This is a genomic window from Rhizobium sp. LjRoot98 (assembly GCF_964252935.1).
Taxonomy (GTDB): Bacteria; Pseudomonadota; Alphaproteobacteria; order Rhizobiales; family Rhizobiaceae; genus Pararhizobium.
Map to the genome: position 1 here is coordinate 239,820 of NZ_CAXUPW020000002.1, position 22,900 is coordinate 262,719.

Here is a 22,900-nt window from a genome sequence, read left to right on the forward strand (position 1 = left end):
GCGTTGAAATCTAAGAATTTCCACGATGCTGAGCGGTCGTTCGGGGAAGAGATATGGCGCTGAAAGCGATCAGGGCGGGCAGCCGCAACGAAACCGGTATTCATGCAGCATTGCCGCTGATGGCTGCGCGGTTCGGTGATCGATTCCAGACTGGGCAAGCCATTCGTGCCCAGCATGCCCATACAACCACCTATATTCCAGCGCAGTTGCCTGACGCCGTCGTTTTTCCGGAGAGTTCGGAAGAGGTCGAAGCGATTGTCGCCATTGCCGTTGAGCATGGCGTTCCGTTGATCGCCTTCGGTACCGGTTCGTCGCTGGAGGGCCATATCAACGCGCCACATGGCGGCATCAGCGTCGATATGAGCCGCATGGACAAGGTGCTGGAGGTCAATGCCAGCGACTTCGATTGTACCGTCCAGCCGGGTATCACACGGGAGGCGTTGAACGTCTATCTGCGCGATACCGGCCTGTTTTTTCCGATCGACCCCGGTGCCAACGCCTCGATCGGTGGCATGGCATCGACGCGCGCTTCGGGCACCAATGCGGTGCGGTACGGCACGATGAAGGACAATGTGCTGGCAGTGACTGCGGTCACGGCCGGCGCCAAGGAAATCCGCACCGCACACCGCGCCAAGAAGTCGTCGGCAGGTTACGATCTCACCCGCCTGTTCGTCGGCTCTGAGGGCACACTTGGCATCCTGACCTCGGTCACGCTGAAACTGCAGGGTATTCCCGAACTGATCGCCGGTGGGGTGTGTTCGTTTCCGTCGGTTGGTGACGCCTGCAACACGGTGATCCTGACGATCCAGTCGGGTATTCCGGTAGCGCGCATCGAACTGCTCGACGCCTTGCAGATGAAAGCCAGCAATGCCTATTCGGGGCTGTCCTTTCCCGAAGCGCCGACATTGTTTGTCGAATTTCATGGAAACGCGGAAAGTGTCGCACTGCAATCGAAGCAGTTTGCCGAGATTGCCGCTGAATTCGGCAGTTCCGAATTCCAGTGGACCGCCAATACCGAGGAGCGCAATGCGCTGTGGAAAGCGCGGCACAACGCCTATTGGGCACAGAAGAGCCTGGCGCCGGGGCTGGCTATCCTGTCCACCGATGTCTGTGTGCCGATTTCCCGGCTTGCCGATTGTGTCGAGGCGACCCACGAAGACATTGCCGCGCATGGCCTCATCGCCCCGATCGTCGGCCATGCGGGCGATGGTAATTTCCATGTCGGGCTGCTGTTTGATGACAAGGATGATGCCGATATTGCCAAGGCGGAGGCTTTTGTCGCGCGCCTGAATGCGCGGGCTCTGGCCATGGATGGCACCTGCACAGGTGAACACGGCATTGGCCAGGGCAAGATGCCGTTTCTCGAAGCCGAACTTGGAGATGCGCTGGATTTGATGCGGCAGGTGAAGCGCGCGCTCGATCCCGGCAATATCTTCAATCCCGGCAAGATTTTTGCCATGTGAAAACGGCGGGTGGGTGTTAAGGAGTGGTAGGTGCCAAGAACGGCGCTAGCTTCCTCGGTCGAATGGGATAGGATTTTCAACTGGTGCTTTCGCGAATTCTGGTCTTTGTCGGTGGTCTTCTGGTCGTGGCGCTGTTTGCCGCGCTGATTGCGCCTCTGTTCGTGGACTGGACCGACTTCCGCAAGGATTTTGAACGCGAGGCAAGCCGGATCATGGGTAAGCCTGTTGTCGTTCACGGCAGCGTCGATGCCCGCCTTATTCCGTTTCCCTCGGTGACGCTCAACGACGTCCGTGTCGGCCAATCTGAAACCGGCGAGCCACTGATCCAGGTCGCGCATTTCTCGATGGATGCGGAACTTGCGCCCTTTCTTTCCGGCGAAGCGCTGATCTTCGACATGCGGCTGGAGCAGCCCAAGGCGAAGATCAGGTTGCTGCCCGATGGTACGCTCGATTGGGCGCGGGGGCGCAAGGCGTCCATTCCCGCCAAGACCGTGATCCTTGAAAACGTCGCCATCACCGGTGGCCAGATCGATTTTATCGACGAACAGACCGGCCGTACCCGGCATGTCACCGGGCTGGAGGCTGATCTCTCGGCCCGTTCGCTGGCCGGTCCGTGGAAAATGGAGGGCCGTGCTGCGCTTGATGGCGAAGCCGGCAGTTTTGCGTTTTCCAGTAGCGCAGCCGATGAAACCGGCACGCTTGGCCTTCGCTCGCGGCTGACGCCGGATAAGCGGCCTTTCGGTGTGGAACTCGACGGCGACCTGAAGATCGTCGATTTCAAGCCGGTCTATCAGGGCAAGTTCACCCTGACGGAAAACAAACCGGCGGAAGCGCAGAAGCCGCAGGACCAATCGGCAGCGCTACGGGTGACGGGCGGGTTCGAACTCACCAATGAACGCATCCGTGTTCCGGACTACCGGCTGGAAATCGGACCCAAGGACGATCCCTATCTGGTCACCGGCGAGGCAACGCTCGATACCGGCAAGGAGCAGGAATTCCTGCTTCTGGCCGACGGTCAGCAGATCGATGTCAGCCGCATCGGCAATGCGGGTGCCGCCGGAAAGACTGGCCGGGACCCGGCAATTTCGGTGCGCCAGCGGCTTGCGGCGATCATGGCGATCGCAGCCGATATTCCGATCCCGCAGGTGCCGGGAAGGGCGAGTTTGAAGCTGCCGGCAATCGTTGTCGGCGATACGACCGTACGCGATGTGCGCCTTGACCTGCGGCCTGACGGGGCAGGCTGGATGGTGGACAATGCCGTTGGTCAACTGCCCGGCCGCACGCAATTTGAGGCAAAGGGACGGCTGCAGCTGACAGGGGTGCGTGCCTTTCGCGGTGAGATGCTTGTCGCGTCCAATCAACCCTCCGGCCTTGCATCCTGGCTTGCAGGCTCTGTCGATCCAGCCATCCGCAAACTGAAGACTGCCGGTTTTTCGGCGACGGTGAACCTGACCGACATATTGCAGCAGTTCGAACGGCTGGAAGTTGCAGCCGGTCCCGCCGTGCTGCGCGGCCGTATCGAGCGGCAGGCGCTGGAGGGCGTGCCGCCAAACCTGTCATTGCAACTCGCAGGCAACAGTATCGATCTGGAAGCACTGCAGGCGCTGGCTGGCCTCGTGGCAGGAGACGCGTCCACCGCGACCCTTCTGTCGCACACGATCGCGGCAGACCTTTCGGCGGAGAAGTTCTCGGCGTTCGGCGAGGATGCCAGCGACGTGCAGCTGGTGGCGACGCTGAAGAATGGCCAGCTGCAGGCCGAACGCGTATCGATCGGCAATATCGCCGGCACGCAGCTTGCCCTGTCCGGACGGATGAGCGGCGAGATGACCGCGCCGGTGATTTCGGCCAAGATGAAGCTGGCATCGCCGGACCTTACACCGTTTCTGAAGATGATCGAGCGGCATGCCGAAGCGCACCCGGCATTGGAACGGCTGGTGAAGAGCGGTCCCTATTACAGCAATGCGGCACTGGACCTGACGCTGTCGGCGGGCAGCCAGGACGGCAAGGCACCGGTGACGTTCGGTATTGTCGGCTCAGCCAACGGCACCAAGATCGCCGCCAATTACCAGGCGCCCGATATCGCTCAGGCGCTTGCCGGGCAGGGCATCCTCTTGGAGGCGACGATGGAAAATCCGTCGGCGCCGGTTCTTCTCGGGCAGGCGGGTTTTGATCCGCTGCCGTTCGATGCCGATGAGAATGCCATTCTGTCGGTAAAGCTGCAGGGCACTGACGGCCAGAAAGCCAATGCCGGTCTGACCTTCACGACGGCGCGCACGGCACTTTCGGCGAACGGCGATATTGATCTTTCGCGCGACAATTTCCTGTCGGGTCAATCGAAGATCTCGCTGGAAAGCCAGGATTTCGAGCCATTCCTGCTGCTGCAGGGAATTGGCCTGCCACAAATGGGAACCGGCTTGCCGCTGGCACTGAAGGCAGATGTCGCCACGACGGCCGATGCGGTGACCTTTTCGGCAATCGAGGGCAAGGCGGATGGCAACGCATTTTCCGGCACGTTTGCTGTCGACCGGAAAACGCCGGGCAAGGCGACGGGACAGATTGCACTCGACACGCTGGATATGGCCTGGGTCGGCGAAGGTATCCTTGGCGCCGTGCAGGATGGCGCCAGCGGGGATTTGTCTGAACTGCCTGTGGTCCAGCCGGCCTGGAGCGGGTTTGATGTCGCAGTCGATATCTCCGCCAAGCGCTTCTGGCCTGGCGTCTATGGGGCTGTCTCCGACATGTCGGGCAAGCTTGCCTGGAAGGGCGACCAGATTTCGATCGACACGATTGCCGGCAACTGGCTGGGCGGAAAGATCGAAGGCCGTCTGCTGCTCGGAAATGGCGATGGCTCCGGCTTCTTCCAGACGCGGCTCAACCTCAAAGATGGCGACCTCGCGGCTGCTGTCTGGAAAACCGGCGGCGCAGCCGTTGCCGAGGGGAAGTTTGACCTGACGCTTGCGCTCGAGGCATCCGGCAAGACGGCGAAAGCCATGGCTGAATCTGCCAGCGGTTCGGGGACGGCGACGTTACGCGACACTGTCGTGCACGGCCTGAACAGCGCAGTGCTGCCCGATATTATGGCGGCCGCGGACAGGATCGAGGGCGATATCACGCCGGCATCGGTGAAGCCACTGGCCGAGAAGCTCGTGCTTTCCGGGCAGACGGCCCTGGGTGCGGTGCCGGTGCCGTTCAGCATCGCCGGCGGCACGTTGCGGGCTCAGAACGTGACTGCGGGCGATGCCGCTGCCAATCTGTCTGGAAATCTGGAAATCAGTTTTCCCGATGAGCGGATGACTGGCGGTGTCACGGTCGATTTCCGCCCGGGCGAGGAAGCGTTGACGGGCGCAGAAGCACAGGTGAGCCTTGATTATGCCGGGCTCCTGCATTCGCCTGGCCTGACCTTCGACGCAACCGACCTGTCCAACTTCCTGTCGCTCAGAGCGTTCGAGCGCGAGCGCCGCCGTGTCGAGACGCTGCAGGCAAACGTGCTTGAAAAGCAGCGGCTGCGCCGGGAAGTGGCGCTCTACAAGGCCAATGCCGCCGAGCGTGAGGCGGCACGCCTGCGGGCGGTTGAGGAGCAACGCCGGCGCGCGTTGGCCGCGAAGGAGGCCGCGCGGCAAAAAGCGGAAGCTGACAAGAAGGCGGCCGAGGAGGCTGCGCGAAAAGCCGAAGAACAGAAAAGCCAGAACCTGCCGCCGTTCGATCCGACAGGCGGCGTGATCCGGGGCGAGGAACTCAGCGCGCCGCAGGATGGCACGACGCCCGCCGAACAGCCTCCGGTCATCCAGACACCGCAGCAAGGGCTTAATTTCGAAGTATTGCCGGGTGTGCGGCCACAGTAAATTTGCAATGGCACTGACAGGCGAGGCGGCGCCGATGCCTGGCTCACCGCCTGCTGGCTTTGATCCAGGTCAGGACATAAACCCTGAGCGCCGAGGAAAGATTGCTCTCGGCTGCGCGTCCATCATCGATCTCGGCAATCAACTGCGCAAGCGGGATTTGGCGGTCTTCGGCGATCGTCTTCAGTTCCTGCCAGAATGGTTCCTCCAGCGAGAAGCTGGTGCGGTGGCCATGCAGTGTCGCCGAATGCTTGCGGATCACAATGCGCCTCAGAAGTTGAATCACATCCGTCTGAAAGTGATTCCGGAAAATGGGCTTATCTGTTGATTTTCAAACGGATTGTGGGTTTTCGTGCGGGCGAGGCGGTTACTTCCCGTTGTCCGGTTCCGCCGGTGTCTCGCGCTTTCCCTGGTCGAGCGCTTTATTGGCCTTGTCGTTGAGCGCCTTGGTCAGTTGCTTTTCGGCTTTCGTCCGCCCAAAGGAAATCCGGTTCTGATCCGCCGACTTGTCCTTCTCCGTCCGCGCCTTTTGCTTGCGGAACTGACGGAGATTAACGACGTCGCCGGTCATGATGAGCCTGTCCGAAGTTGGGTTTTCAGTTCTTCTTGCGGAAGGAATCCAGTGAAACCACCGATCCGCCTTCCTTCTTGCCGTCATCGCCGGTCTTGCCAGCGTCTCCAGCATTGGCTTCGGTATCCTGCTCGCCGGATTTTTCTGCGGCTGCGACAGGGTAGGCGGTGATTTCAGCGGTCTCTTCTTCGTCGAAGGCCGCGACATCGAATTCAAGCTCGAAGTTGACGGACGGATCGTAGAAGCCGCGGATCGCGTTGAACGGGATCACCAGCTTTTCCGGCGTGTCCGAGAACGACAGGCCGATTTCGAACAGCGTTTCGGTGACCTTCAGGTCCCAGAACTGATGCTGCACGACGATTGTCATCTGCTCGGCATACTTGGCCTTCAGATGCTGGGAAATGCGCACGCCGGGCGCGCCGGTGAGGAAGGTGATGAAGAAATGATGGTCGCCGGGAAGGGCACCGGTGGCTGCGACTTCGATCAGGACCTTGCGAATGACGCTGCGAAGCGCATCCTGCGCCAGAATGTCGTAGCGGATATGGTCTTGGCCCATAAGATCCCCGTCTTTCTTGTAACTCAACTCTGTCACACTTATGCCATTTGCTCTGTACGCAGGAAAGTCCTGATATACGAGTCATTTGCATCATTTATAGATCATTTCAAGGCAGCCGAGAAGGCGGCGTCGAGCGGGAGAGGAATGGTGTCAAGGTGGGAGAAGTGGAGGTTTCTGTTGCCAGGTACCTCCGAACCCCGCCTTACGGTGCGAACCGGAAGGGCTTGATTTGAAGTGTCACACTGCGATTAAGCAGCGAGACGAGCTTCCGCATAGTTGTCGTTTGCAACTACAATTTTAGCCCGATAACGGTGGTACAATGCCGAGCAAAAAGTCGATCTTTACACCCTTGTCGATCCTATTTCGCCCCCATCAAAAGCCGGTCTGTCGTCTGTGGCACTGAAGCCGTTTCGACCGGTTTTTGGTGGAGGCGCCGGGTACCGCCCCCGGGTCCAATAGGTTTATTTCATCGCCTGTTTATCGCCATAGCCGCCCGAAGACGGCAACTGTCATATAGGTCTTAAACTGCGCCAAGAAAAGGGCCTTTTCGAAAATACAATCGGCCTTTGCACGCATCGGGGCCAGATGATCCTTGACATGCTCGCCAAGCGTGAAAAAACTCGTGTAGCGTCCCTTTAATCAAGAAAAGGACGCGGCCTGAAGCCAAACCGTGTGAGGAGACACCATGACGGATTATCTCGCAGATGTGAAAAAATACGACAGCGCCGCCGACGAAGCCGCCGTGAACAAGATCGTCAAGCATCTGGGTATCGCATTGCGCAACAAGGATTCCTCGCTTGTTTCTGCTTCCGATCCGACTGAACTCGACCGGGTCAAGGAAAAATGGTGCGGCAAGAAACTTGGCGTTACCGGTCCGGACGCCGACGCAGCTGTTGATGCCGTGGCCAAGACGATGGCCGGGGATCGTTCGAAGTCGCGTGTGACCTTCTACTACCTGGTGGCAAAACACCTCGGCAAGCTCGCGACGCTTTGATCGTTCGCGCTTTTTGATGAGCCGTGCCTGGGGAAACCCGGGATTTACCGATTGGTTCGCCGCCGCCTTGCGCCTATTTTACCGCAAAACGAATCGGCGGCGGACCCTATGAAACAGTATCTCGACCTCTTGCGTCACGTGATGGAGACCGGCTCGGACCGCGGCGACCGCACGGGCACAGGCACGCGCTCCATCTTTGGCCATCAGATGCGTTTCAATCTGGCTGACGGTTTTCCAGTCCTGACGACCAAGAAGCTGCATCTCAAGTCGATTATCCATGAGCTGCTGTGGTTCCTGAAGGGCGATACCAATATCGCCTATCTCAAGCAAAACGGCGTCCACATCTGGGATGAATGGGCCGATGCGAACGGCGATCTCGGACCGGTCTACGGTTACCAGTGGCGCTCCTGGCCAACCCATGACGGCCGGCATCTCGATCAGATCGTTGCCCTCGTCGAAGGCCTGAAGAAAAACCCGAATTCGCGCCGCCATATCGTCTCGGCCTGGAACCCGGCGCTGATCGAAGAAATGGCGCTGCCGCCGTGCCATTGCCTGTTCCAGTTCTATGTGTCCGACGGCAAGCTGTCCTGCCAGCTCTACCAGCGCTCGGGCGACGTGTTCCTCGGTGTACCCTTCAATATCGCTTCCTATGCGCTTCTGACCTTGATGGTGGCGCAGGTCTGCGATCTCCAGCCGGGCGATTTCGTCCATACGTTCGGCGACACGCATATCTATCACAACCATTTCGACCAGGTTCGCGAACAGCTGTCGCGGACGCCGAAGGCATTGCCGAAGATGGTCATCAATCCGGATGTGAAGGACCTGTTTTCCTTTCGTTTTGAAGACTTTGAGCTGGTCGGCTACGAACCGGATTCACATATCAAGGCACCGGTTGCGGTGTAACCGCAATGATGACACTGTCACGGCACAGGATGACTTGAGGTTGAACGGTCGAGGAGGACCCCATGCTGACGTTGATCCATGCGCCCCGGTCGCGTTCATCGCGCATCATCTGGCTGCTTGAGGAACTGGGGGCGGACTACGAGATCCGCTATGTCTCCATTCGCCGCTGGGATGGTTCGGGCGGGCCGGACGAGAACAATCCGCATCCGCACAAACAGGTTCCGGCGCTTCTTTATAACGGCGCGCTGATCACCGAATCGACGGCGGTCGTCCAGTATCTGACTGAACTCTACCCGCAGTCGGAACTCGGCCGCGCGCCCGGCCATCCGGAGCGCGGTGCCTATCTGTCCTGGCTTGCCTATTATGCGGGCGTGATAGAGCCGTCGGGCAGCGCGTTTCTCTCCGGTGTTGCCGCCGGTCATCCGCCGCTTTTGAAGGTTTACGAGGGCATGTGCCTGCATGTCATCGAGACACTGACGAAGCAGCCTTTTCTACTGGGCAACAACGCGAGCGCCGTTGATCTGTTGCTGGTCAGCGCGCTGACCTGGATGCGCAAGTTACTGCCGGACAGTGCGGTGGTCGATCAATATATTCAGTCGATGGTAGGACGGCCGGCGCTTGCGCGCGCCCGTGCCGTTGACGTCAAGCCGGATGGATTTCATGACTGAGCCGAAAGTTAGCATTGTTGTCGCAGTGTCCGCCAATGGCGTGATCGGCAGGGACGGTGGGTTGCCGTGGCATCTGCCCAGCGACCTCAAGCGTTTCAAGGCTCTGACACTTGGAAAGCCGGTGATCATGGGGCGAAAGACGTGGGCCTCGATCGGACGGCCGCTTCCTGGGCGCCCCAATATCGTCATCAGCCGGGACGCGCATTTCGCGGCCGCGGGGGCTGTCGTCGTTCAATCGCTTGAGGCGGCGCTTGGTGAAGCGCGCCGGCTGGCAGTCGATCTTGGCATCGATGAGGTCTGCGTGATCGGCGGCGGGGAGATTTACCGTCAAGCGATTGATCGCGCCGATCTCCTGCATGTGACCACGGTCGCCGCCGAGGTCGAGGGCGATACCCGGTTTCCCGCGATCGACCCCTCTGTTTTCGAAAAGATCGTCGATGAACCCTTGCCGCAGGGCGAGAAGGATAGCCACGCCATGCATTTCTCCACCTGGCGGCGGAAAAGCTGAGCATTGCTAACTATTTTGCCGGATTTACGGTGAAGTTGGATGCGTTGCGTTGAAAGCCGTTCTGGACATACCTATAACGGATTTACGTCATGGCCCGCGGCATGTCCGCGGGGCATTGATCTCGGAATTTTTCTATAGAAGAGGTATGAATGCCCTGGAGCAATCAGAACGGCGGCGGCGGTGGTCCTTGGGGCGGCGGCAGCGGCGGCGGTGGAAACAAGGGCCCTTGGGGCCAGGGGCCGAACCGGCCGCGTGGCGGCGGCGGTGGCCGTGGCAATGGTGGCCCTCCGGATCTCGAGGAAATTTTTCGCCGGGGACAGGACCAGCTGAAGGGCGTGGTTCCGGGTGGTTTTAACGGCGGTGTCGTCGCTATCATCGGCCTGCTGATCGTCGGCTTCGTGCTGATGAATTCGATCTATACGGTCCAGCCGGACGAGCGTGGCGTCGAAATGCGGTTCGGCAAGCCCAAGGAAGAGATTTCCATGCCGGGCCTGCACTATCATTTCTGGCCGCTTGAAACGGTCGAAATGGTCAAGATCACCGAGCAGCAGCAGAATATCGGCAGCCGTTCAGGTGCTGGCGACCAGTCAGGTTCGGGCCTGATGCTGACCGGCGACCAGAATATCGTCAACGTTCAGTTCTCCGTCCTGTTTTCCGTGACCGATCCGAAGGCCTATCTTTTCAACGTCGAGGATCCGTCCGATACGTTGCAGCAGGTTGCCGAAAGCGCCATGCGCGAGGTCGTCGGCCGCCGTCCGGCACAGGACATTTTCCGCGATAACCGTCAGGCAATCGCAGCCGACGTCAAGACGACGATCCAGGCGACGATGGACACCTACGGCGCTGGCGTTTCCGTCAACACGGTCGCCATCGAAGACGCAGCACCGCCGCGCGAAGTGGCCGATGCGTTCGACGAAGTGCAGCGCGCCGAACAGGACGAAGACCGGTTCGTCGAAGAAGCCAACCAGTATGCTAACCAGGTGCTCGGTAAGGCCCGCGGTCAGGCAGCCCAGTTGCGTGAAGAAGCGGCAGCCTACAAGGACCGTGTCGTCAAGGAAGCACAGGGTGAGGCGCAGCGCTTCATCTCGGTCTACGACGCCTATGCCAAGGCTCCCGATGTAACGCGCAAGCGGCTCTATCTCGAAACAATGCAGAGCGTTCTCGGCAAGTCCAAGAAGGTCATTCTCGACGAGAAGAACGGCCAGGGCGTGTTGCCCTATCTGCCGCTCAATGAAATCGTCAAGCCCGCGCAGTCGGGAGGGGCTCAGTAATGACCAATCGTCTTCCTTATATCCTCATTGGCTTGGCACTCGTGCTGATGGCCGTCTATTCGTCCGTGTTCATCGTCAACCAGCGTCAGCAGGCAATCGTCGTGCGTTTCGGTCAGATCAAGGACGTCAAGACCGAACCCGGTCTTTACTTCAAGCTGCCGTTCGCCTTCATGGATGCCGACCGCGTTCAGTATGTCGAAAAGCAGGCCCTGCGCTTCGACCTCGACAACATCCGCGTTCAGGTCTCCGGCGGCAAGTTCTATGAAGTCGATGCCTTCGTGATCTACAAGATCGCCGATGCCCGCCGCTTCCGCGAAACCGTGTCCGGTGATCGTGCATCGGCCGAATCGCGCCTTCGCACCCGTCTCGACGCTTCGTTGCGCCGGGTCTACGGTCTGCGTGGCTTTGAATCGGCACTTTCCGAAGAGCGTGCATCGATGATGCGTGAAGTTCGGGCCGATCTGAAGAGTGATGCCGAATCGCTCGGCCTCAATATCGAGGATGTTCGCATCCAGCGCACGGATCTGACGCAGGAAGTCTCGCAGCAGACCTTCGAGCGGATGAAGGCGGAACGTCTGGCGGAAGCCGAACTGATCCGCGCCCGTGGTAACGAAAAGGGCCAGACCCGTCGCGCCGTTGCTGACCGTCAGGTTGTCGAGTTCGTTGCCGAAGCGCAGCGTGATTCGGAAATCCTGCGCGGTGAAGGCGAAGCCGAACGGACCTCGGTGTTTGCCGATGCCTTCGCCCGTGATCCGAAGTTCTTCGAGTTCTATCGGTCGATGACGGCTTACGATCAGGCAATTGGCAGCCCTGATACGACGCTGGTTCTGTCCCCGGACTCGGAATTCTTCCGTTATTTCAATAGTTCAGATGGTGCATCCGCTCCATCTGCCACTCAGCCCGCTGCAGGAAACTGATCTGCGAAATGAGTGACTTTCTGACGGGAATTGCTTTTTTCCTGATCATCGAGGGGCTAGTGTACGCACTGGCCCCTTTGGTTTTGGTGGAAATGGCAAAGCGTTTGCCCCATATACCAGAGCAACAGTTGCGGCTGTTCGGGCTCGTATCCGTCGTTATCGGCGTCGCACTTGTCTGGATGGTGCGAGGATAAGACATGACACAGAAATTGCTCATTCGATTGGTGGACGCAGAGTATGCGATCACAAGGCTTAACATCGGAACGCCGCTGCCGGATTGGCTGCCGGGAGCCGGTTTCTGGGCCGTCTCAAGTTCACGTGAGGAGATGACGCTTGTTTGCCGGGCAGCGCGCATTCCTTCCAATGTTCAGTCATCCGGCGGCTGGCGCTGCTTCCGCATCGAACAACACTTCACCTTCGATGTCCCGGGCATTCTTGCTTCCGTGCTGAACCCGCTTTCAGAAGCCGGCGTTGGCATCTTCGCCAATTCCACCTTCAGCACCGATTACATTTTCATCATCGGTTCCGATCTCGACAAGGCTGTCGCAGCGTTGAAGGCACATGGTCACGAACTGATGAATTGACGGCTTGGGGCTTAGCATTGAAACGCTAACGAAAAGATGACTGGACGCGTCCCAAATCCGCCTTATCTTCGAACAGATTCTGCGCCAACTTGCACGGCATAGAGGTTGACGAAAAGCCAACCTCGCAGCGGTGACCGTCCGCATGACGAACATTTTTTGACGGCCGTTTTGCAGCGGCTCGCCTTCCCAAATCGAGAGGACCCCATGGGCTTGTCCATCCGCGCTTCCTTCTTCCGGTCCGTGACGCTCGCTGCAAGCGCTGCTCTGCTGATGAATTCCGTACCGGTCCTGTCCGTGGCGCATGCTCAGACCAAGGCGCCGGCAGCGACGCAGCAGGGCCCGGAATCCGTTGCCGATCTTGCAGCGGGCCTGCTTGATGCGGTCGTCAATATCTCGACTTCGCAGAAGGTGAAGAACGATGACGAGGCGCCGATGCCGCAGGTGCCGGAAGGGTCTCCATTCCAGGATTTCTTCGACGAGTTCTTCAAGGGGCAGAGCGGCGAGGGCGGTGGCCGGCAGCGCACCGTCGATTCTCTTGGTTCCGGCTTCGTCATCGACCCATCGGGCATCATCGTCACCAACAATCACGTGATCGAGGGCGCCGACGATATCGAAATCAATTTCGCCAATGGCTCCAAACTCAAGGCCAAGCTGATCGGAACCGATACCAAGACCGACCTTGCTGTCTTGAAGGTCGAGCCGAAGAAGCCTCTGACGGCCGTGCCGATCGGTGATTCCCGGCAAATGCGGATTGGCGACTGGGTGATGGCGATCGGTAATCCGTTCGGTCTTGGCGGTACAGTGACGGTCGGCATCATTTCGGCGCGCGGCCGCAACATCAATGCCGGCCCTTACGACAATTTCATCCAGACAGATGCGGCGATCAACAAGGGGAATTCCGGCGGTCCGCTCTTCAACATGAAGGGTGAGGTCATCGGCATCAATACAGCGATCATTTCGCCCACCGGCGGCTCGATCGGCATCGGCTTCTCGGTTCCGACGGAACTTGCCAGCAACGTCATTTCCCAACTCAGGGAGTTTGGCGAGACCCATCGCGGGTGGCTTGGTGTGCGCATTCAGCCGGTGACAGGCGATATCGCCGAAAGCCTGAAGATGGACACGCCAAAGGGTGCACTCGTCGCCGGGATCATCAAGGGCGGCCCGGTCGATGGTGGTGCGATCAAGACGGGCGACGTGATCCTGAAGTTCGATGGCCGCGATGTCGTCGAGATGCGTGATCTGCCGCGTGTCGTCGCCGAAAGCCCGGTCGGCAAGGCTGTCGATGTGGTGATCGTGCGCGATGGCAAGGAGATGACGGTCAAGGTGACGCTCGGCCGCCTGGAAGACGGCGAGAACCTGGCCGAAGCCGAAGCGGCCAAACCTTCGGAGACCGGGGAAAGCACGGATCAGAGCGAACCGCCTGCGGCCGAACTTCCCGCGTCGGACGTGGTTCTCGGCATGAAACTTGCCGTACTCGATGCCGATAGCCGCAAGACCTACGGAATTTCCGAGGACGTCGAAGGCGTCGTCATCGCCGAGGTTCAGCCGCAATCGGCCGCCGCCGAACGGCGCATCGCATCCGGTGACGTGATCGTCGAGATCGGCCAGGAAGCGATGAAGACACCGGAGGATGTATCGTCAAGGGTCGAGGAACTGAAGGCGGATGGCCGGCGCAATGCCCTGCTGATGATCGCCAACAAGACCGGTGAACTGCGGTTTGTCACGGTGCGGATGGAGTAGGCCGTCCCCCGCAAGGGATGATGAATTTGGAGGCGGGCCGAAAGGTCCGCCTTTATTGTGTCAGCCACTGCTCACGGCTCAGCGCGTAGACCACGTGCTGTTTGAGATGCGGTGCGGTATCGGGCACGCGCGGATGCTCGAAATCGCGGGCGGGATCGCGGTGCAGGCCGATGCGTGTCATCACCGCCGTCGAGCGCGCATTGTTCTTCACCGCAAAGGAGACGATTTCGGCAAGGCCGTGTTCATCGAAGCCATGCCGGAGTATCGCTTTTCCGGCTTCGGTGACAAAGCCCTGGCGCCAGAAACGCACGGCCAGCCGCCAGCCGATCTCGACCGTGCCCTGTGGCAGGAAGGGGGTGAGGTCAGTGCGGGCCAAACCGAGAAAGCCGATCGGCTCATCGGTGTCCTTCAGTGCCAGTGCGAAAAAGCCCAGTCCGGTCTCGCTGATCCGCTGCCGCGCTTCGTCCATCAGAGCATCGGATTCTTCCCGCGGGCGCTGGCGTGGAAAGAATTCCATCACCTTCGGGTCGGCATTGATTTCGGCAAACAGGGGACGGTCGCTTTCCAGCCAGTTGCGGATGCGTAGGCGATCTGTTTCCAGGATAATCATCGAATGAAATCCGTCTTGCGATAACCCTGGATATAGAGGAGGGCTGTCAGATCGCTGTGGTCGATGCGGATCTTGACCTGGGAAGAAACGACCGGCTTGGCATGCAGGGCAACGCCCGCGCCAGCCAGATGCAGCATGCCGAGATCGTTGGCGCCATCACCGACGGCAAGAGCGTCAGCTGTGGAAATGCCGAGCTTAGCGGTGATGTCGACCAGCGCATCCACCTTGGCCTGCTTGCCGAGGATCGGCTCTGCGACGGCACCGGTAAGGTGTCCGTCTTTTTCCATCAGGATGTTGGCGCGATTTTCGTTAAAGCCAAGCGTTGCGGCAATCGGGCCGGTAAAGACAGTAAAGCCGCCGGAGACCAGGGCGGTGTAGTAGCCCTTGGCTTTCATGGTCGCCACCAGTTCAAGACCGCCGGGGGTCAGTGTGATGCGCTTTTCAATGACATCGCCGACGACGGTGAGCGGCAGGCCCTTGAGCAGGGCGACGCGCTCGATCAGAGCAGGCTTGAAGGCAATCTCGCCGTTCATCGCCCGAGCGGTGATCGCTGCGACCTTGTCCTTCAGGCCGGCCTCTGCTCCAAGTTCGTCTATGCATTCCTGGCCGATCATGGTGGAATCCATGTCGGCGATCAGCAATTTCTTGCGGCGCGTCTCGGCGTTCTGGACGATGACATCAATGGGAGCGTCGCCGACCACGCCACGCAGCAGCGCTTCCTGCCAGTCCGGATTGGCGCCGTCCTTCAGTGCGATATCGCAGGCAACGCCATCGGCCAGCCAGTAGAGGCCGGATGCATCAACGGCGGCTGCGGCCTCTTCGGCGAGCGCTGTGGTCAGAACGGGATTTGACGGATTGGCAACAAGCGTGGCAACGAAGGCCATGATGAAAAACCTTGAGATTGGACAGGATGCAATCCTGATAACCGGGCCGACTGCCAGCGGCAAGTCCGCTCTCGCCGTTGCGCTGGCGAAACAGCATAATGGTGTGGTTGTGAATGCCGACAGCATGCAGGTCTACGACACCTTGCACGTGCTCACCGCACGTCCGTTCGAAACCGACATGCAAGGCGTTGTGCATCATCTCTATGGGCATGTTCCGGTATCGCAGCACTATTCGACCGGTGAATGGTTTCGCGATGCCGTGGAGGTGTTGCAAGCTGTTCGTAGCGCGGGGAAAATTCCTGTTTTCGTCGGCGGAACCGGGCTTTATTTCAAGGCGCTCACCGGTGGACTGTCAGATATGCCGCCGGTACCTGAAACGATACGCGACGATGTGCGCCGCCGCCTGCTGACAGAGGGGCCGGAGGCTCTCCATGCGATATTAACGGAGAGGGATCCGGAAACCGCTGCAATTCTGCGACCGGGCGATGGGCAGCGCATCGCACGTGCGCTGGAAATATTCGAGGCGACCAGCCAGTCCATCCGGGTTTTCCAAGCGCGCCAGGGGCCTGTGGCCATTGATCTCGAACGCGCCATGAAAATTGTCGTGCTGCCGGAGCGGGCATTGCTGCGGCAGCGGATCGACCGGCGCTTCGCTGGCATGCTGAAGAGTGGTGCGGTCGAGGAAGTCGAGGCTCTTCTGTCGCTCGACCTGAAGCCGGAAATGCCGGCGATGAAGGCCATCGGCGTGCCGCAGATTGCCGCATTTTTGTCTGGCACGATGAGCAAGGCGGAGGTGATCGAAACATCATCGGCCGCAACACGGCAATATGCCAAACGGCAAATGACTTGGTTTCGCAATCAGCTGGACGAGAGCTGGCAACGCTGGGACCCGGCGGGCGCCTGAGCCCCGCAGGGTATTGGTGTTACTTGCGGATGATGCTGCTCAGCGGTTTTTTCAGCAGGCTCTCGCGCAGCGATGGACGTGGTGTGTCCGGGTGCGGTTGCGCGAAGCTCGGGGCAGGGCGGGGTGGCGCTCGATAGGGATCAGAACGTGGCGGCGTTGCCGGTTCCTCCGACAGGAGTTGGCTGCGGATCTGGTTGAACCGTTCAAGTTGCGGATTGGGTGGTTCATTGCGCGGCAGCATGGCAGGGTTGTAAGGTTGCGACGCCGCCGCTTCCTGGTCTGCTGCAAGGTCAGCGTCAAAGGCACGGATGTCGCGAAGATCGTCATCCACCGGGGCAGCATCCTGTTCCTGTCCGGCGAGGCTTGCCGTATAGGCGTTCTGGAAGCTCGAAATATCCGGCCCATTCATGGCGCGCATGCGTGAGACGACGTTGCGCAGGTCGACGGTGTCGGGGGTTTCGTCCGTAACCTTGACGGCGACACCGTTGGTTTTCGGCAGGCTCTTTTCATCGACGCGGGTAAAGCGCATGCGCATCGGCACGGCGACGGCCTCACCGAAGGCGATCGCTTCGCCATTGCCGATCGAAGAGATGAAGCTGGTGGTCGAAATTGACGAATTGGGGATCGCCGAACGGATGATTTCCTGGTCGCGGTCGTTGGAAAGCCGCATGGCAAAGACCGTCGAACACTGCGACAAGATGGTTGGGTCAAGCTCGCCCGGACGCTGGGTGATGATCCCCAGAGAGACGCCGTATTTCCGGCCCTCCTTGGCAATGCGGGCGATGGCCTGACGGGTTGGAACGAAACCCAGGCTGGCATCGGCCGGGACATAGCGGTGCGCTTCTTCGCAGACGACCAGCATATGAACGCCGCCATTGCTCCAGAGCGCGATTTCAAACGCCATGCGGCAGAGCACGGAGGCGACCGAGTTGACGACCTCCGACGGTATGCCTGCGAGCTGAAATGTCGTGACCGGCCGTCCTTCGCCTGGAATCCGGAATATCTTGGCGATCGTTTCAAGGATCGTGTCGGTGATCGTGTTCGAGGAAAACATGAAATTGTAGCGCGGATCATTGATCGCGCCGATCACTTTCACTTTCAACGACCGCAGATACGGCTTGTCGTTGCGGCCTTCGAGGCGTCCGATACGCTCGTCGATCATCGCCAGCAGATCGGCCATGCGGTAGGGAACCGGCGTATCGGCAGTGATCGAGCTTTTTTCGCTGGTGCGGCGCGCCAGACCGGAATCCGTCGAACCTTTGAAGGCTCTTTTGGCTTCCGGAATGACATCGCGCAGGATATCGAGTTCTTCGGGAACGGGCGGACGTCCGCGAAAAATCACCTCGGCGACTTCTTCGAGCTTCATCAGCCAGAAGGGCAGGTCGAGATTGTCGGTATCGATGACCACGGCAATATCGGGAAAGGCAGCGGCGAATTCGTTGTGCGGATCGAGGATCAGCACGCGCAACTTTGGATCCGACGCTATGGCCTTGTGCAACAGCAGGCTGACGGCCGTGGATTTGCCGACGCCGGTCGTCCCGACAATGGCAAAGTGCTTCGACAGCATCGAAGGAACATGGATGGAGGCGTCGAGACTTTCGTCCTGAGTCAGCTTGCCGATGACGCAGGTATCATTCTTGCCGGTGTCATAGATACGGGCAAGGTCGGCCGAGCGGATGCGGTGGGCAATAGCGCCGAGATAGGGGTATTGGGTGATGCCGGCGGAGAACTCTTCGCGGCCGTTTGCACTGAGATGGACTTCGCCCATCAGTTCCACTTCGATGCGGAACGTATTGTCGAGTTCTTCGCCCCATTCGTTGGTGGCTGTCTGCATTGAATAGACGAGAGCGACCACGCGGTTTTCGCCGACCGTGATGGAGATCAGCCGGCCGACGGACCATAATTCGGTGAGTGAAGTTTCGCCGTTTTCGGCAATGGCTGAAATCGTCGCCCGCGAGCCGCTGCACGCAACAACGCGGCCGAGGAAACGGTTGCCCCGTTTCAAGGCATCGCGTCGATCCTGCTCTCCGGCGCTAATCGAAGATTGAAGCTCAATGTTTCGCAATAGGAAACCTCTGGTGACGAGTGTGCCATATTATAGGAAGGGATTTAACAAGTTGTTTCTTGGGTTTGTGCGTGTTTTCGTCGGTGTTGGCACGTCATGGTTGTTTTCGGGAAAGACGTTGACGGAGCAGATATTTCTGTTTATTTATCCCGCCCATGATCAATATCGCAGTTATTCTTGTGGTGGGACGGCGCATGGGCAGGATGGTGTAACCATCCGGCGATAGCCACCCATGCGCAAAACACGAGGCCCTCAAGGGGCCTTTTTTTATGCCTTCAAACACGATACTCACAGCCAAAACGCGAACATGGACGGAAACAGGCCAATGAGCGGTACAGACAACCAGACGCAAGCGAACCAGATGACAGGGGCGGAAATTGTTCTTCAGGCACTGAAGGACAATGGTGTGGAGCATATTTTCGGTTATCCGGGCGGTGCTGTCCTGCCGATCTATGACGAAATCTTCCAGCAGGACGATATTCAGCACATCCTCGTTCGCCACGAGCAGGGCGCCGGCCACATGGCCGAAGGTTATGCCCGCTCGACAGGCAAGGTTGGCGTTTTGCTGGTCACCTCCGGCCCCGGCGCCACCAATGCTGTTACGCCGCTGCAAGATGCGCTGATGGACTCGATCCCGCTGGTCTGCCTGACCGGCCAGGTTCCGACATCGCTGATCGGCTCCGACGCTTTCCAGGAATGCGACACTGTCGGCATCACGCGGCCGTGCACCAAGCACAACTGGCTGGTCAAGGACGTCAACGAATTGGCCAGTATCATCCATGAAGCGTTCCGCATCGCCCAGTCCGGCCGTCCCGGCCCGGTCGTTGTCGATATTCCGAAGGATGTTCAGTTCGCTACCGGCACCTACACGCCGCCGTCGGCGTCGAAGGTCCAGAAAAGCTACCAGCCGAAGCTTCAGGGCGACATGCGCCAGATCGAGCAGGCAATCGAGATGATGAAGGGCGCGCGCCGCCCGGTCATCTATTCCGGCGGCGGCGTCATCAATTCCGGCCCGGAAGCTTCGAAACTGCTGCGCGAACTGGTCGAACTGACCAACTTCCCGATCACCTCGACACTGATGGGATTGGGCGCCTATCCGGCTTCCGGCAAGAACTGGCTGGGCATGCTCGGCATGCATGGGACGTTCGAAGCCAATATGGCGATGCACGATTGTGACGTCATGGTCTGCATCGGTGCCCGTTTCGACGACCGTATCACCGGCCGTCTCAATGCCTTTTCGCCGAACTCCAAGAAGATCCATATCGATATCGATCCGTCGTCGATCAACAAGACGGTGCGCGTCGACGTTCCAATCATCGGCGATGTCGGCAATGTTCTGGAAGACATGGTTCGCGTCTGGCGGGCTTCGGCCAAGGATGCCGACAAGGCGCGTCTGACCGAATGGTGGGAAGGCATTGTCCGCTGGCGTGGCCGCAACTCGCTCGCCTATAAGATGAACGACGACGTCATCATGCCGCAATATGCCATTCAGCGTCTGTACGAGCTGACCAAGCATCGCGACACCTATATCACAACGGAAGTTGGCCAGCACCAGATGTGGGCGGCGCAGTTCTTCGGCTTCGAGCACCCGAACCGCTGGATGACCTCGGGCGGCCTCGGCACCATGGGCTACGGCTTCCCGGCGGCGATCGGCGTCCAGGTCGCCCATCCCGATGCGCTCGTCATTGACATTGCCGGCGATGCCTCGATCCAGATGTGCATCCAGGAAATGTCTTGCGCCGTACAGCATAACCTGCCGGTGAAGATCTTCATTCTCAACAATCAATACATGGGCATGGTCCGCCAGTGGCAGCAATTGCTGCACGGTAACCGCCTGTCCAATTCCTATACCGAAGCCATGCCCGATTTCGTCAAGCTCGCCGAAGCTTATGGCGGCGTCGGCATCCGTTGCGACAAGCCGGCTGATCTCGATGCTGCCATTCAGCAGATGATCGACAGTCCGGCGCCGGTGATCTTCGATTGCCGCGTTGCCAATCTTGCCAACTGCTTCCCGATGATCCCGTCGGGCAAGGCGCATAACGAGATGTTGCTGCCGGACGAAGCCACGGACGAAGCGGTCGCCAATGCGATCGACGCCAAGGGCCGCGCTCTGGTTTGATGGAATAGGAAAAGGATACGATCATGAACGCACATCTTCAGCCGACCGGCTCCGCCTATTTCATCGCCAAGGAAACAGAGAAGGCGGAAAACCATACGCTTTCGGTCCTCGTCGACAACGAACCGGGCGTCCTTGCCCGCGTCATCGGGCTGTTTTCCGGCCGTGGCTACAATATCGAAAGCCTGACGGTTTCCGAGACCGAGCACCAGTCGCACCTGTCGCGCATCACCATCGTGACGCGCGGCACGCCGCACGTTCTGGAGCAGATCAAGGCGCAGCTGGAGCGCATCGTTCCGGTCCACCGCGTCGTCGATCTGACGGTTCGCGCCGCCGAACTCGGCCATGACCGGCCGATCGAGCGCGAAGTGGCTTTGGTCAAGGTTTCGGGCGAGGGTGAGACCCGGGCGGAAACGCTGCGCCTTGCCGACGCCTTCCACGCCAAGGTGATCGACGCGACGCTCGAGCACTTCATCCTCGAAATCACCGGCAAATCCTCCAAGATCGACCAGTTCGTGGCGATCCTGAAGCCGCTCGGCGTGCTTGAAGTCTGCCGCACCGGTATCGCGGCGATGAACCGCGGTCCGCAAGGCATGTAACGGGCTACGAATATGATTGAAAAAGGGCGCCGCGAGCGCCCTTTTTCAATTCAGCCAACCAGCCACTCAGATCATTTCCAGCGGTATTTTTTTGCCTGGTGGCGGGAACGCTTTGTCGAGGATAGCAAGATCCTCAGCAGTCAGTTGAACTTCAACGGTTGCGCGGTTTTCGCGCACCCGTTCCGGCATTGCGGTCTTGGGAATGACAATCACCCCGGGGTTGCGGATCAGGAAGGCAAGTGCGACCTGTGCTACGGTTGCCTGATGCGCCTTGGCAATGTGGATGAGATCGGGATGGCGTATCAGCCGGCCTTCGTCGAGCGGCGAATAGGCCATGACCGGCACCCCTCGGGCCTGATTGTCCCGCAGGAGATCGTATTCGATGCCGCGGCGGGCCAGATTATAGAGAACCTGATTGGCCGCGACATTGCCGCCATCGGGTACACCGAGAAGCTCCTCCATATCGTCGGCATCGAAATTGGAGACCCCCCAGGCGCCGATCTTGCCGGATTGGCGCAAGGTCTCGAAAGCTTCGACAGTTTCCGCCAGGCGGTAGCGGCCGCGCCAATGGAGGAGGTAGAGATCGATATGGTCGGTACCGAGCCGTTTGAGGCTGGCTTCGCAGGCCTTGATCGTGCCGTCGCGGCTGGCATTGGTGGGCAGCACCTTGCTGACGATGAAGGCATCGCTGCGGCGGCCCTTGACCGCTTCCCCGACAATCCGTTCGGCGCCGCCATCGGCATACATTTCGGCGGTATCGATCAGCGTCATGCCGAGATCAAGGCCATGGCGCAGGCATTTCGCTTCCTCGGCGGCGCTCGCCTTGCGTTCGCCGATATGCCAGGTGCCCTGACCGATCACAGGGACGGCCTTGCCGGAGGGGAAAGATGTGGTCGGTATTGCGTCTTGCATGACATTCCTCGTTCGGCAGTGCTTTCTTGCCATTGTTAGGAAGGCTCAATGTCTCATTTATGGCGCGTACCGGAATGGCAAAGGCCTTGGGGGAAAAGAAAGAATGAGGGTCTGCTTCTTGTCACCGTGACAAGTTTCAGATGGTGTTTGCTAATAGGTCAATTAACCTGACCTAAATATCGGGAGGACTTCATGCAGGCCGACACGCTGCTGGCGCTGTTTCTTTTTGCGTTCACGACATCAATCACGCCAGGCCCGAACAACATGATGCTGTTTGCGTCAGGCGTCAATTTCGGGTTCTCCCGTACCATTCCGCATATGCTGGGCATCGGCGCCGGCTTCCTGTCACTGTTGATCGCGGTCGGTCTGGGGCTCGGCGCTTTGCTGCATTCCGTCCCGATGCTCTATACAGGGTTGAAGTTTGCCGGCGGCGCGTATCTGGTCTGGATCGCCTGGAAGATCGGCACGTCGCGGACGCTGTCGGAAGGCAAGGCGGGGGCGGCGCCGATGACCTTCCTGCAGGCAGCGGCGTTCCAGTGGATCAATCCAAAGGCCTGGGTGATGGCCGTGACTGCGATGGCGACCTACACGAGCGAGCAGGCTTATCTGGCGAGCGTCCTGATCGTCGGCGTCATCTTCGCGATCGTCAATGTTCCCAGCGTTTCGACTTGGGCCGGTTTCGGTTCGGCGCTTCGGCAATGGCTGTCCGAACCGGCCCGGTTGAAATGGTTCAATATCACTATGGCGGTCTTGCTCGTTCTCAGTCTTTGGCCGATGCTGCGATAGCGGGTGAAGC

Annotated in this window: 22 protein-coding genes and 1 other RNA gene; 15 read left to right on the plus strand and 8 right to left on the minus strand. The window is 59.4% G+C overall.

Annotated features, from left to right (window positions below; translation table 11 throughout):
• Positions 1-53 precede the first annotated feature (53 nt).
• Entirely contained in the window at positions 54-1,463 is a 1,410-nt protein-coding gene (locus tag ACSQ3J_RS09710) for an FAD-binding oxidoreductase (protein WP_060506777.1), read from the plus strand.
• Positions 1,464-1,546: 83 nt separating this feature from the next.
• Entirely contained in the window at positions 1,547-5,305 is a 3,759-nt protein-coding gene (locus ACSQ3J_RS09715) for an AsmA family protein (RefSeq protein WP_082512323.1), read from the plus strand.
• A 43-nt stretch (positions 5,306-5,348) separates the two neighbouring features.
• Here the strand turns inward: ACSQ3J_RS09715 and ACSQ3J_RS09720 are convergent, their stop codons facing one another.
• The 4 genes from ACSQ3J_RS09720 to ssrA all read right to left on the minus strand — a co-directional run bounded on the left by ACSQ3J_RS09720 (position 5,349) and on the right by ssrA (position 6,972).
• Positions 5,349-5,564, minus strand: a complete 216-nt coding sequence (locus tag ACSQ3J_RS09720; protein ID WP_112834590.1) for a ribbon-helix-helix domain-containing protein — start codon at positions 5,562-5,564, stop codon at positions 5,349-5,351.
• 105 nt (positions 5,565-5,669) lie between these two features.
• Positions 5,670-5,873, minus strand: a complete 204-nt coding sequence (locus ACSQ3J_RS09725; RefSeq protein WP_060506778.1) for a DUF4169 family protein — start codon at positions 5,871-5,873, stop codon at positions 5,670-5,672.
• Positions 5,874-5,898: 25 nt separating this feature from the next.
• Complete coding sequence (locus ACSQ3J_RS09730) at positions 5,899-6,429, minus strand: SspB family protein (RefSeq protein WP_060506779.1); 531 nt, start codon at positions 6,427-6,429, stop codon at positions 5,899-5,901.
• A 163-nt stretch (positions 6,430-6,592) separates the two neighbouring features.
• Positions 6,593-6,972: a transfer-messenger RNA gene (gene ssrA / locus ACSQ3J_RS09735) on the minus strand.
• Positions 6,973-7,114: 142 nt separating this feature from the next.
• On the opposite strand from ssrA, the gene ACSQ3J_RS09740 reads away from it, so the two are divergent.
• The 9 genes from ACSQ3J_RS09740 (at position 7,115) to ACSQ3J_RS09780 (ending at position 14,014) form a co-directional block, all read left to right on the plus strand.
• Positions 7,115-7,423, plus strand: a complete 309-nt coding sequence (locus ACSQ3J_RS09740) for a DUF2853 family protein (protein ID WP_060506112.1) — start codon at positions 7,115-7,117, stop codon at positions 7,421-7,423.
• Between the two features lie 108 nt (positions 7,424-7,531).
• Positions 7,532-8,326 carry a thymidylate synthase gene (locus ACSQ3J_RS09745; protein ID WP_060506113.1) on the plus strand — a complete coding sequence of 265 codons (795 nt, stop codon included), beginning with the start codon at positions 7,532-7,534 and terminating at the stop codon, positions 8,324-8,326.
• A gap of 62 nt (positions 8,327-8,388) precedes the next feature.
• Positions 8,389-8,994 (plus strand): glutathione S-transferase family protein, encoded by a 606-nt coding sequence (locus ACSQ3J_RS09750; RefSeq protein WP_060506114.1) that lies wholly within the window; start codon positions 8,389-8,391, stop codon positions 8,992-8,994.
• A complete protein-coding gene (locus ACSQ3J_RS09755) occupies positions 8,987-9,502 on the plus strand; it encodes a dihydrofolate reductase (protein WP_060506308.1) in 516 nt (171 codons plus the stop codon). Before ACSQ3J_RS09750 ends, ACSQ3J_RS09755 begins: the two co-directional genes overlap by 8 nt.
• A 149-nt stretch (positions 9,503-9,651) precedes the next feature.
• Positions 9,652-10,773, plus strand: coding sequence for an FtsH protease activity modulator HflK (hflK, locus tag ACSQ3J_RS09760; protein ID WP_060506115.1), 1,122 nt, complete (start codon positions 9,652-9,654; stop codon positions 10,771-10,773).
• Positions 10,773-11,690 carry a protease modulator HflC gene (gene hflC, locus ACSQ3J_RS09765; protein WP_060506116.1) on the plus strand — a complete coding sequence of 306 codons (918 nt, stop codon included), beginning with the start codon at positions 10,773-10,775 and terminating at the stop codon, positions 11,688-11,690. Before hflK ends, hflC begins: the two co-directional genes overlap by 1 nt.
• A gap of 8 nt (positions 11,691-11,698) precedes the next feature.
• The gene (locus ACSQ3J_RS09770; RefSeq protein ID WP_037096230.1) at positions 11,699-11,884 is read left to right on the plus strand and encodes a DUF2065 domain-containing protein; all 186 of its coding nucleotides are present in this window, start codon (positions 11,699-11,701) and stop codon (positions 11,882-11,884) included.
• Between the two features lie 3 nt (positions 11,885-11,887).
• Entirely contained in the window at positions 11,888-12,274 is a 387-nt protein-coding gene (locus tag ACSQ3J_RS09775; RefSeq protein WP_060506117.1) for an ACT domain-containing protein, read from the plus strand.
• Positions 12,275-12,484: 210 nt separating this feature from the next.
• Entirely contained in the window at positions 12,485-14,014 is a 1,530-nt protein-coding gene (locus ACSQ3J_RS09780) for a DegQ family serine endoprotease (protein ID WP_060506309.1), read from the plus strand.
• 52 nt (positions 14,015-14,066) lie between these two features.
• Here the strand turns inward: ACSQ3J_RS09780 and ACSQ3J_RS09785 are convergent, their stop codons facing one another.
• Positions 14,067-14,624 carry a GNAT family N-acetyltransferase gene (locus ACSQ3J_RS09785; protein ID WP_436039041.1) on the minus strand — a complete coding sequence of 186 codons (558 nt, stop codon included), beginning with the start codon at positions 14,622-14,624 and terminating at the stop codon, positions 14,067-14,069.
• Positions 14,621-15,508: a phosphoserine phosphatase SerB gene (serB, locus tag ACSQ3J_RS09790; RefSeq protein ID WP_436039042.1), complete on the minus strand. Its 888-nt coding sequence runs from the start codon at positions 15,506-15,508 to the stop codon at positions 14,621-14,623. The genes ACSQ3J_RS09785 and serB overlap by 4 nt, the downstream gene beginning before the upstream one ends.
• Between serB and miaA the strand changes: the two genes are divergently transcribed.
• Positions 15,507-16,412: a tRNA (adenosine(37)-N6)-dimethylallyltransferase MiaA gene (gene miaA / locus ACSQ3J_RS09795; RefSeq protein WP_060506120.1), complete on the plus strand. Its 906-nt coding sequence runs from the start codon at positions 15,507-15,509 to the stop codon at positions 16,410-16,412. The two genes, serB and miaA, sit on opposite strands and share 2 nt — an antisense overlap.
• A 19-nt stretch (positions 16,413-16,431) precedes the next feature.
• On the opposite strand, the gene ACSQ3J_RS09800 is transcribed toward miaA, so the two are convergent.
• Positions 16,432-18,477, minus strand: a complete 2,046-nt coding sequence (locus ACSQ3J_RS09800; RefSeq protein ID WP_060506121.1) for an ATP-binding protein — start codon at positions 18,475-18,477, stop codon at positions 16,432-16,434.
• A gap of 325 nt (positions 18,478-18,802) precedes the next feature.
• Here ACSQ3J_RS09800 and ACSQ3J_RS09805 point away from each other — a divergent pair, with 325 nt between their 5' ends.
• Both ACSQ3J_RS09805 and ilvN read left to right on the plus strand, forming a co-directional pair.
• Positions 18,803-20,596 carry an acetolactate synthase 3 large subunit gene (locus tag ACSQ3J_RS09805; protein ID WP_060506122.1) on the plus strand — a complete coding sequence of 598 codons (1,794 nt, stop codon included), beginning with the start codon at positions 18,803-18,805 and terminating at the stop codon, positions 20,594-20,596.
• A 23-nt stretch (positions 20,597-20,619) separates the two neighbouring features.
• On the plus strand, positions 20,620-21,192 hold the full coding sequence (ilvN, locus tag ACSQ3J_RS09810) for an acetolactate synthase small subunit (RefSeq protein ID WP_037096209.1): 573 nt from the start codon (positions 20,620-20,622) through the stop codon (positions 21,190-21,192).
• A 66-nt stretch (positions 21,193-21,258) separates the two neighbouring features.
• On the opposite strand, the gene ACSQ3J_RS09815 is transcribed toward ilvN, so the two are convergent.
• A complete protein-coding gene (locus ACSQ3J_RS09815; protein ID WP_060506123.1) occupies positions 21,259-22,104 on the minus strand; it encodes an aldo/keto reductase in 846 nt (281 codons plus the stop codon).
• Between the two features lie 192 nt (positions 22,105-22,296).
• On the opposite strand from ACSQ3J_RS09815, the gene ACSQ3J_RS09820 reads away from it, so the two are divergent.
• A complete protein-coding gene (locus ACSQ3J_RS09820) occupies positions 22,297-22,890 on the plus strand; it encodes a LysE family translocator (RefSeq protein ID WP_060506124.1) in 594 nt (197 codons plus the stop codon).
• The last annotated feature ends 10 nt before the right edge of the window (positions 22,891-22,900 follow it).

What these genes read in the sequence shown, in the direction of transcription:
- ACSQ3J_RS09710 (WP_060506777.1), top strand. Translation starts at nt 54, where the DNA reads ATGGCGCTGAAAGCGATCAGGGCGGGCAGCCGCAACGAAACCGGTATT.
- ACSQ3J_RS09725 (WP_060506778.1), bottom strand. Translation starts at nt 5,873, where the DNA reads ATGACCGGCGACGTCGTTAATCTCCGTCAGTTCCGCAAGCAAAAGGCG.
- ACSQ3J_RS09730 (WP_060506779.1), bottom strand. Translation starts at nt 6,429, where the DNA reads ATGGGCCAAGACCATATCCGCTACGACATTCTGGCGCAGGATGCGCTT.
- ACSQ3J_RS09740 (WP_060506112.1), top strand. Translation starts at nt 7,115, where the DNA reads ATGACGGATTATCTCGCAGATGTGAAAAAATACGACAGCGCCGCCGAC.
- ACSQ3J_RS09745 (WP_060506113.1), top strand. Translation starts at nt 7,532, where the DNA reads ATGAAACAGTATCTCGACCTCTTGCGTCACGTGATGGAGACCGGCTCG.
- ACSQ3J_RS09750 (WP_060506114.1), top strand. Translation starts at nt 8,389, where the DNA reads ATGCTGACGTTGATCCATGCGCCCCGGTCGCGTTCATCGCGCATCATC.
- ACSQ3J_RS09755 (WP_060506308.1), top strand. Translation starts at nt 8,987, where the DNA reads ATGACTGAGCCGAAAGTTAGCATTGTTGTCGCAGTGTCCGCCAATGGC.
- hflK (WP_060506115.1), top strand. Translation starts at nt 9,652, where the DNA reads ATGCCCTGGAGCAATCAGAACGGCGGCGGCGGTGGTCCTTGGGGCGGC.
- hflC (WP_060506116.1), top strand. Translation starts at nt 10,773, where the DNA reads ATGACCAATCGTCTTCCTTATATCCTCATTGGCTTGGCACTCGTGCTG.
- ACSQ3J_RS09770 (WP_037096230.1), top strand. Translation starts at nt 11,699, where the DNA reads ATGAGTGACTTTCTGACGGGAATTGCTTTTTTCCTGATCATCGAGGGG.
- ACSQ3J_RS09775 (WP_060506117.1), top strand. Translation starts at nt 11,888, where the DNA reads ATGACACAGAAATTGCTCATTCGATTGGTGGACGCAGAGTATGCGATC.
- ACSQ3J_RS09785 (WP_436039041.1), bottom strand. Translation starts at nt 14,624, where the DNA reads ATGATTATCCTGGAAACAGATCGCCTACGCATCCGCAACTGGCTGGAA.
- miaA (WP_060506120.1), top strand. Translation starts at nt 15,507, where the DNA reads ATGATGAAAAACCTTGAGATTGGACAGGATGCAATCCTGATAACCGGG.
- serB (WP_436039042.1), bottom strand. Translation starts at nt 15,508, where the DNA reads ATGGCCTTCGTTGCCACGCTTGTTGCCAATCCGTCAAATCCCGTTCTG.
- ACSQ3J_RS09805 (WP_060506122.1), top strand. Translation starts at nt 18,803, where the DNA reads ATGAGCGGTACAGACAACCAGACGCAAGCGAACCAGATGACAGGGGCG.
- ilvN (WP_037096209.1), top strand. Translation starts at nt 20,620, where the DNA reads ATGAACGCACATCTTCAGCCGACCGGCTCCGCCTATTTCATCGCCAAG.
- ACSQ3J_RS09815 (WP_060506123.1), bottom strand. Translation starts at nt 22,104, where the DNA reads ATGCAAGACGCAATACCGACCACATCTTTCCCCTCCGGCAAGGCCGTC.
- ACSQ3J_RS09820 (WP_060506124.1), top strand. Translation starts at nt 22,297, where the DNA reads ATGCAGGCCGACACGCTGCTGGCGCTGTTTCTTTTTGCGTTCACGACA.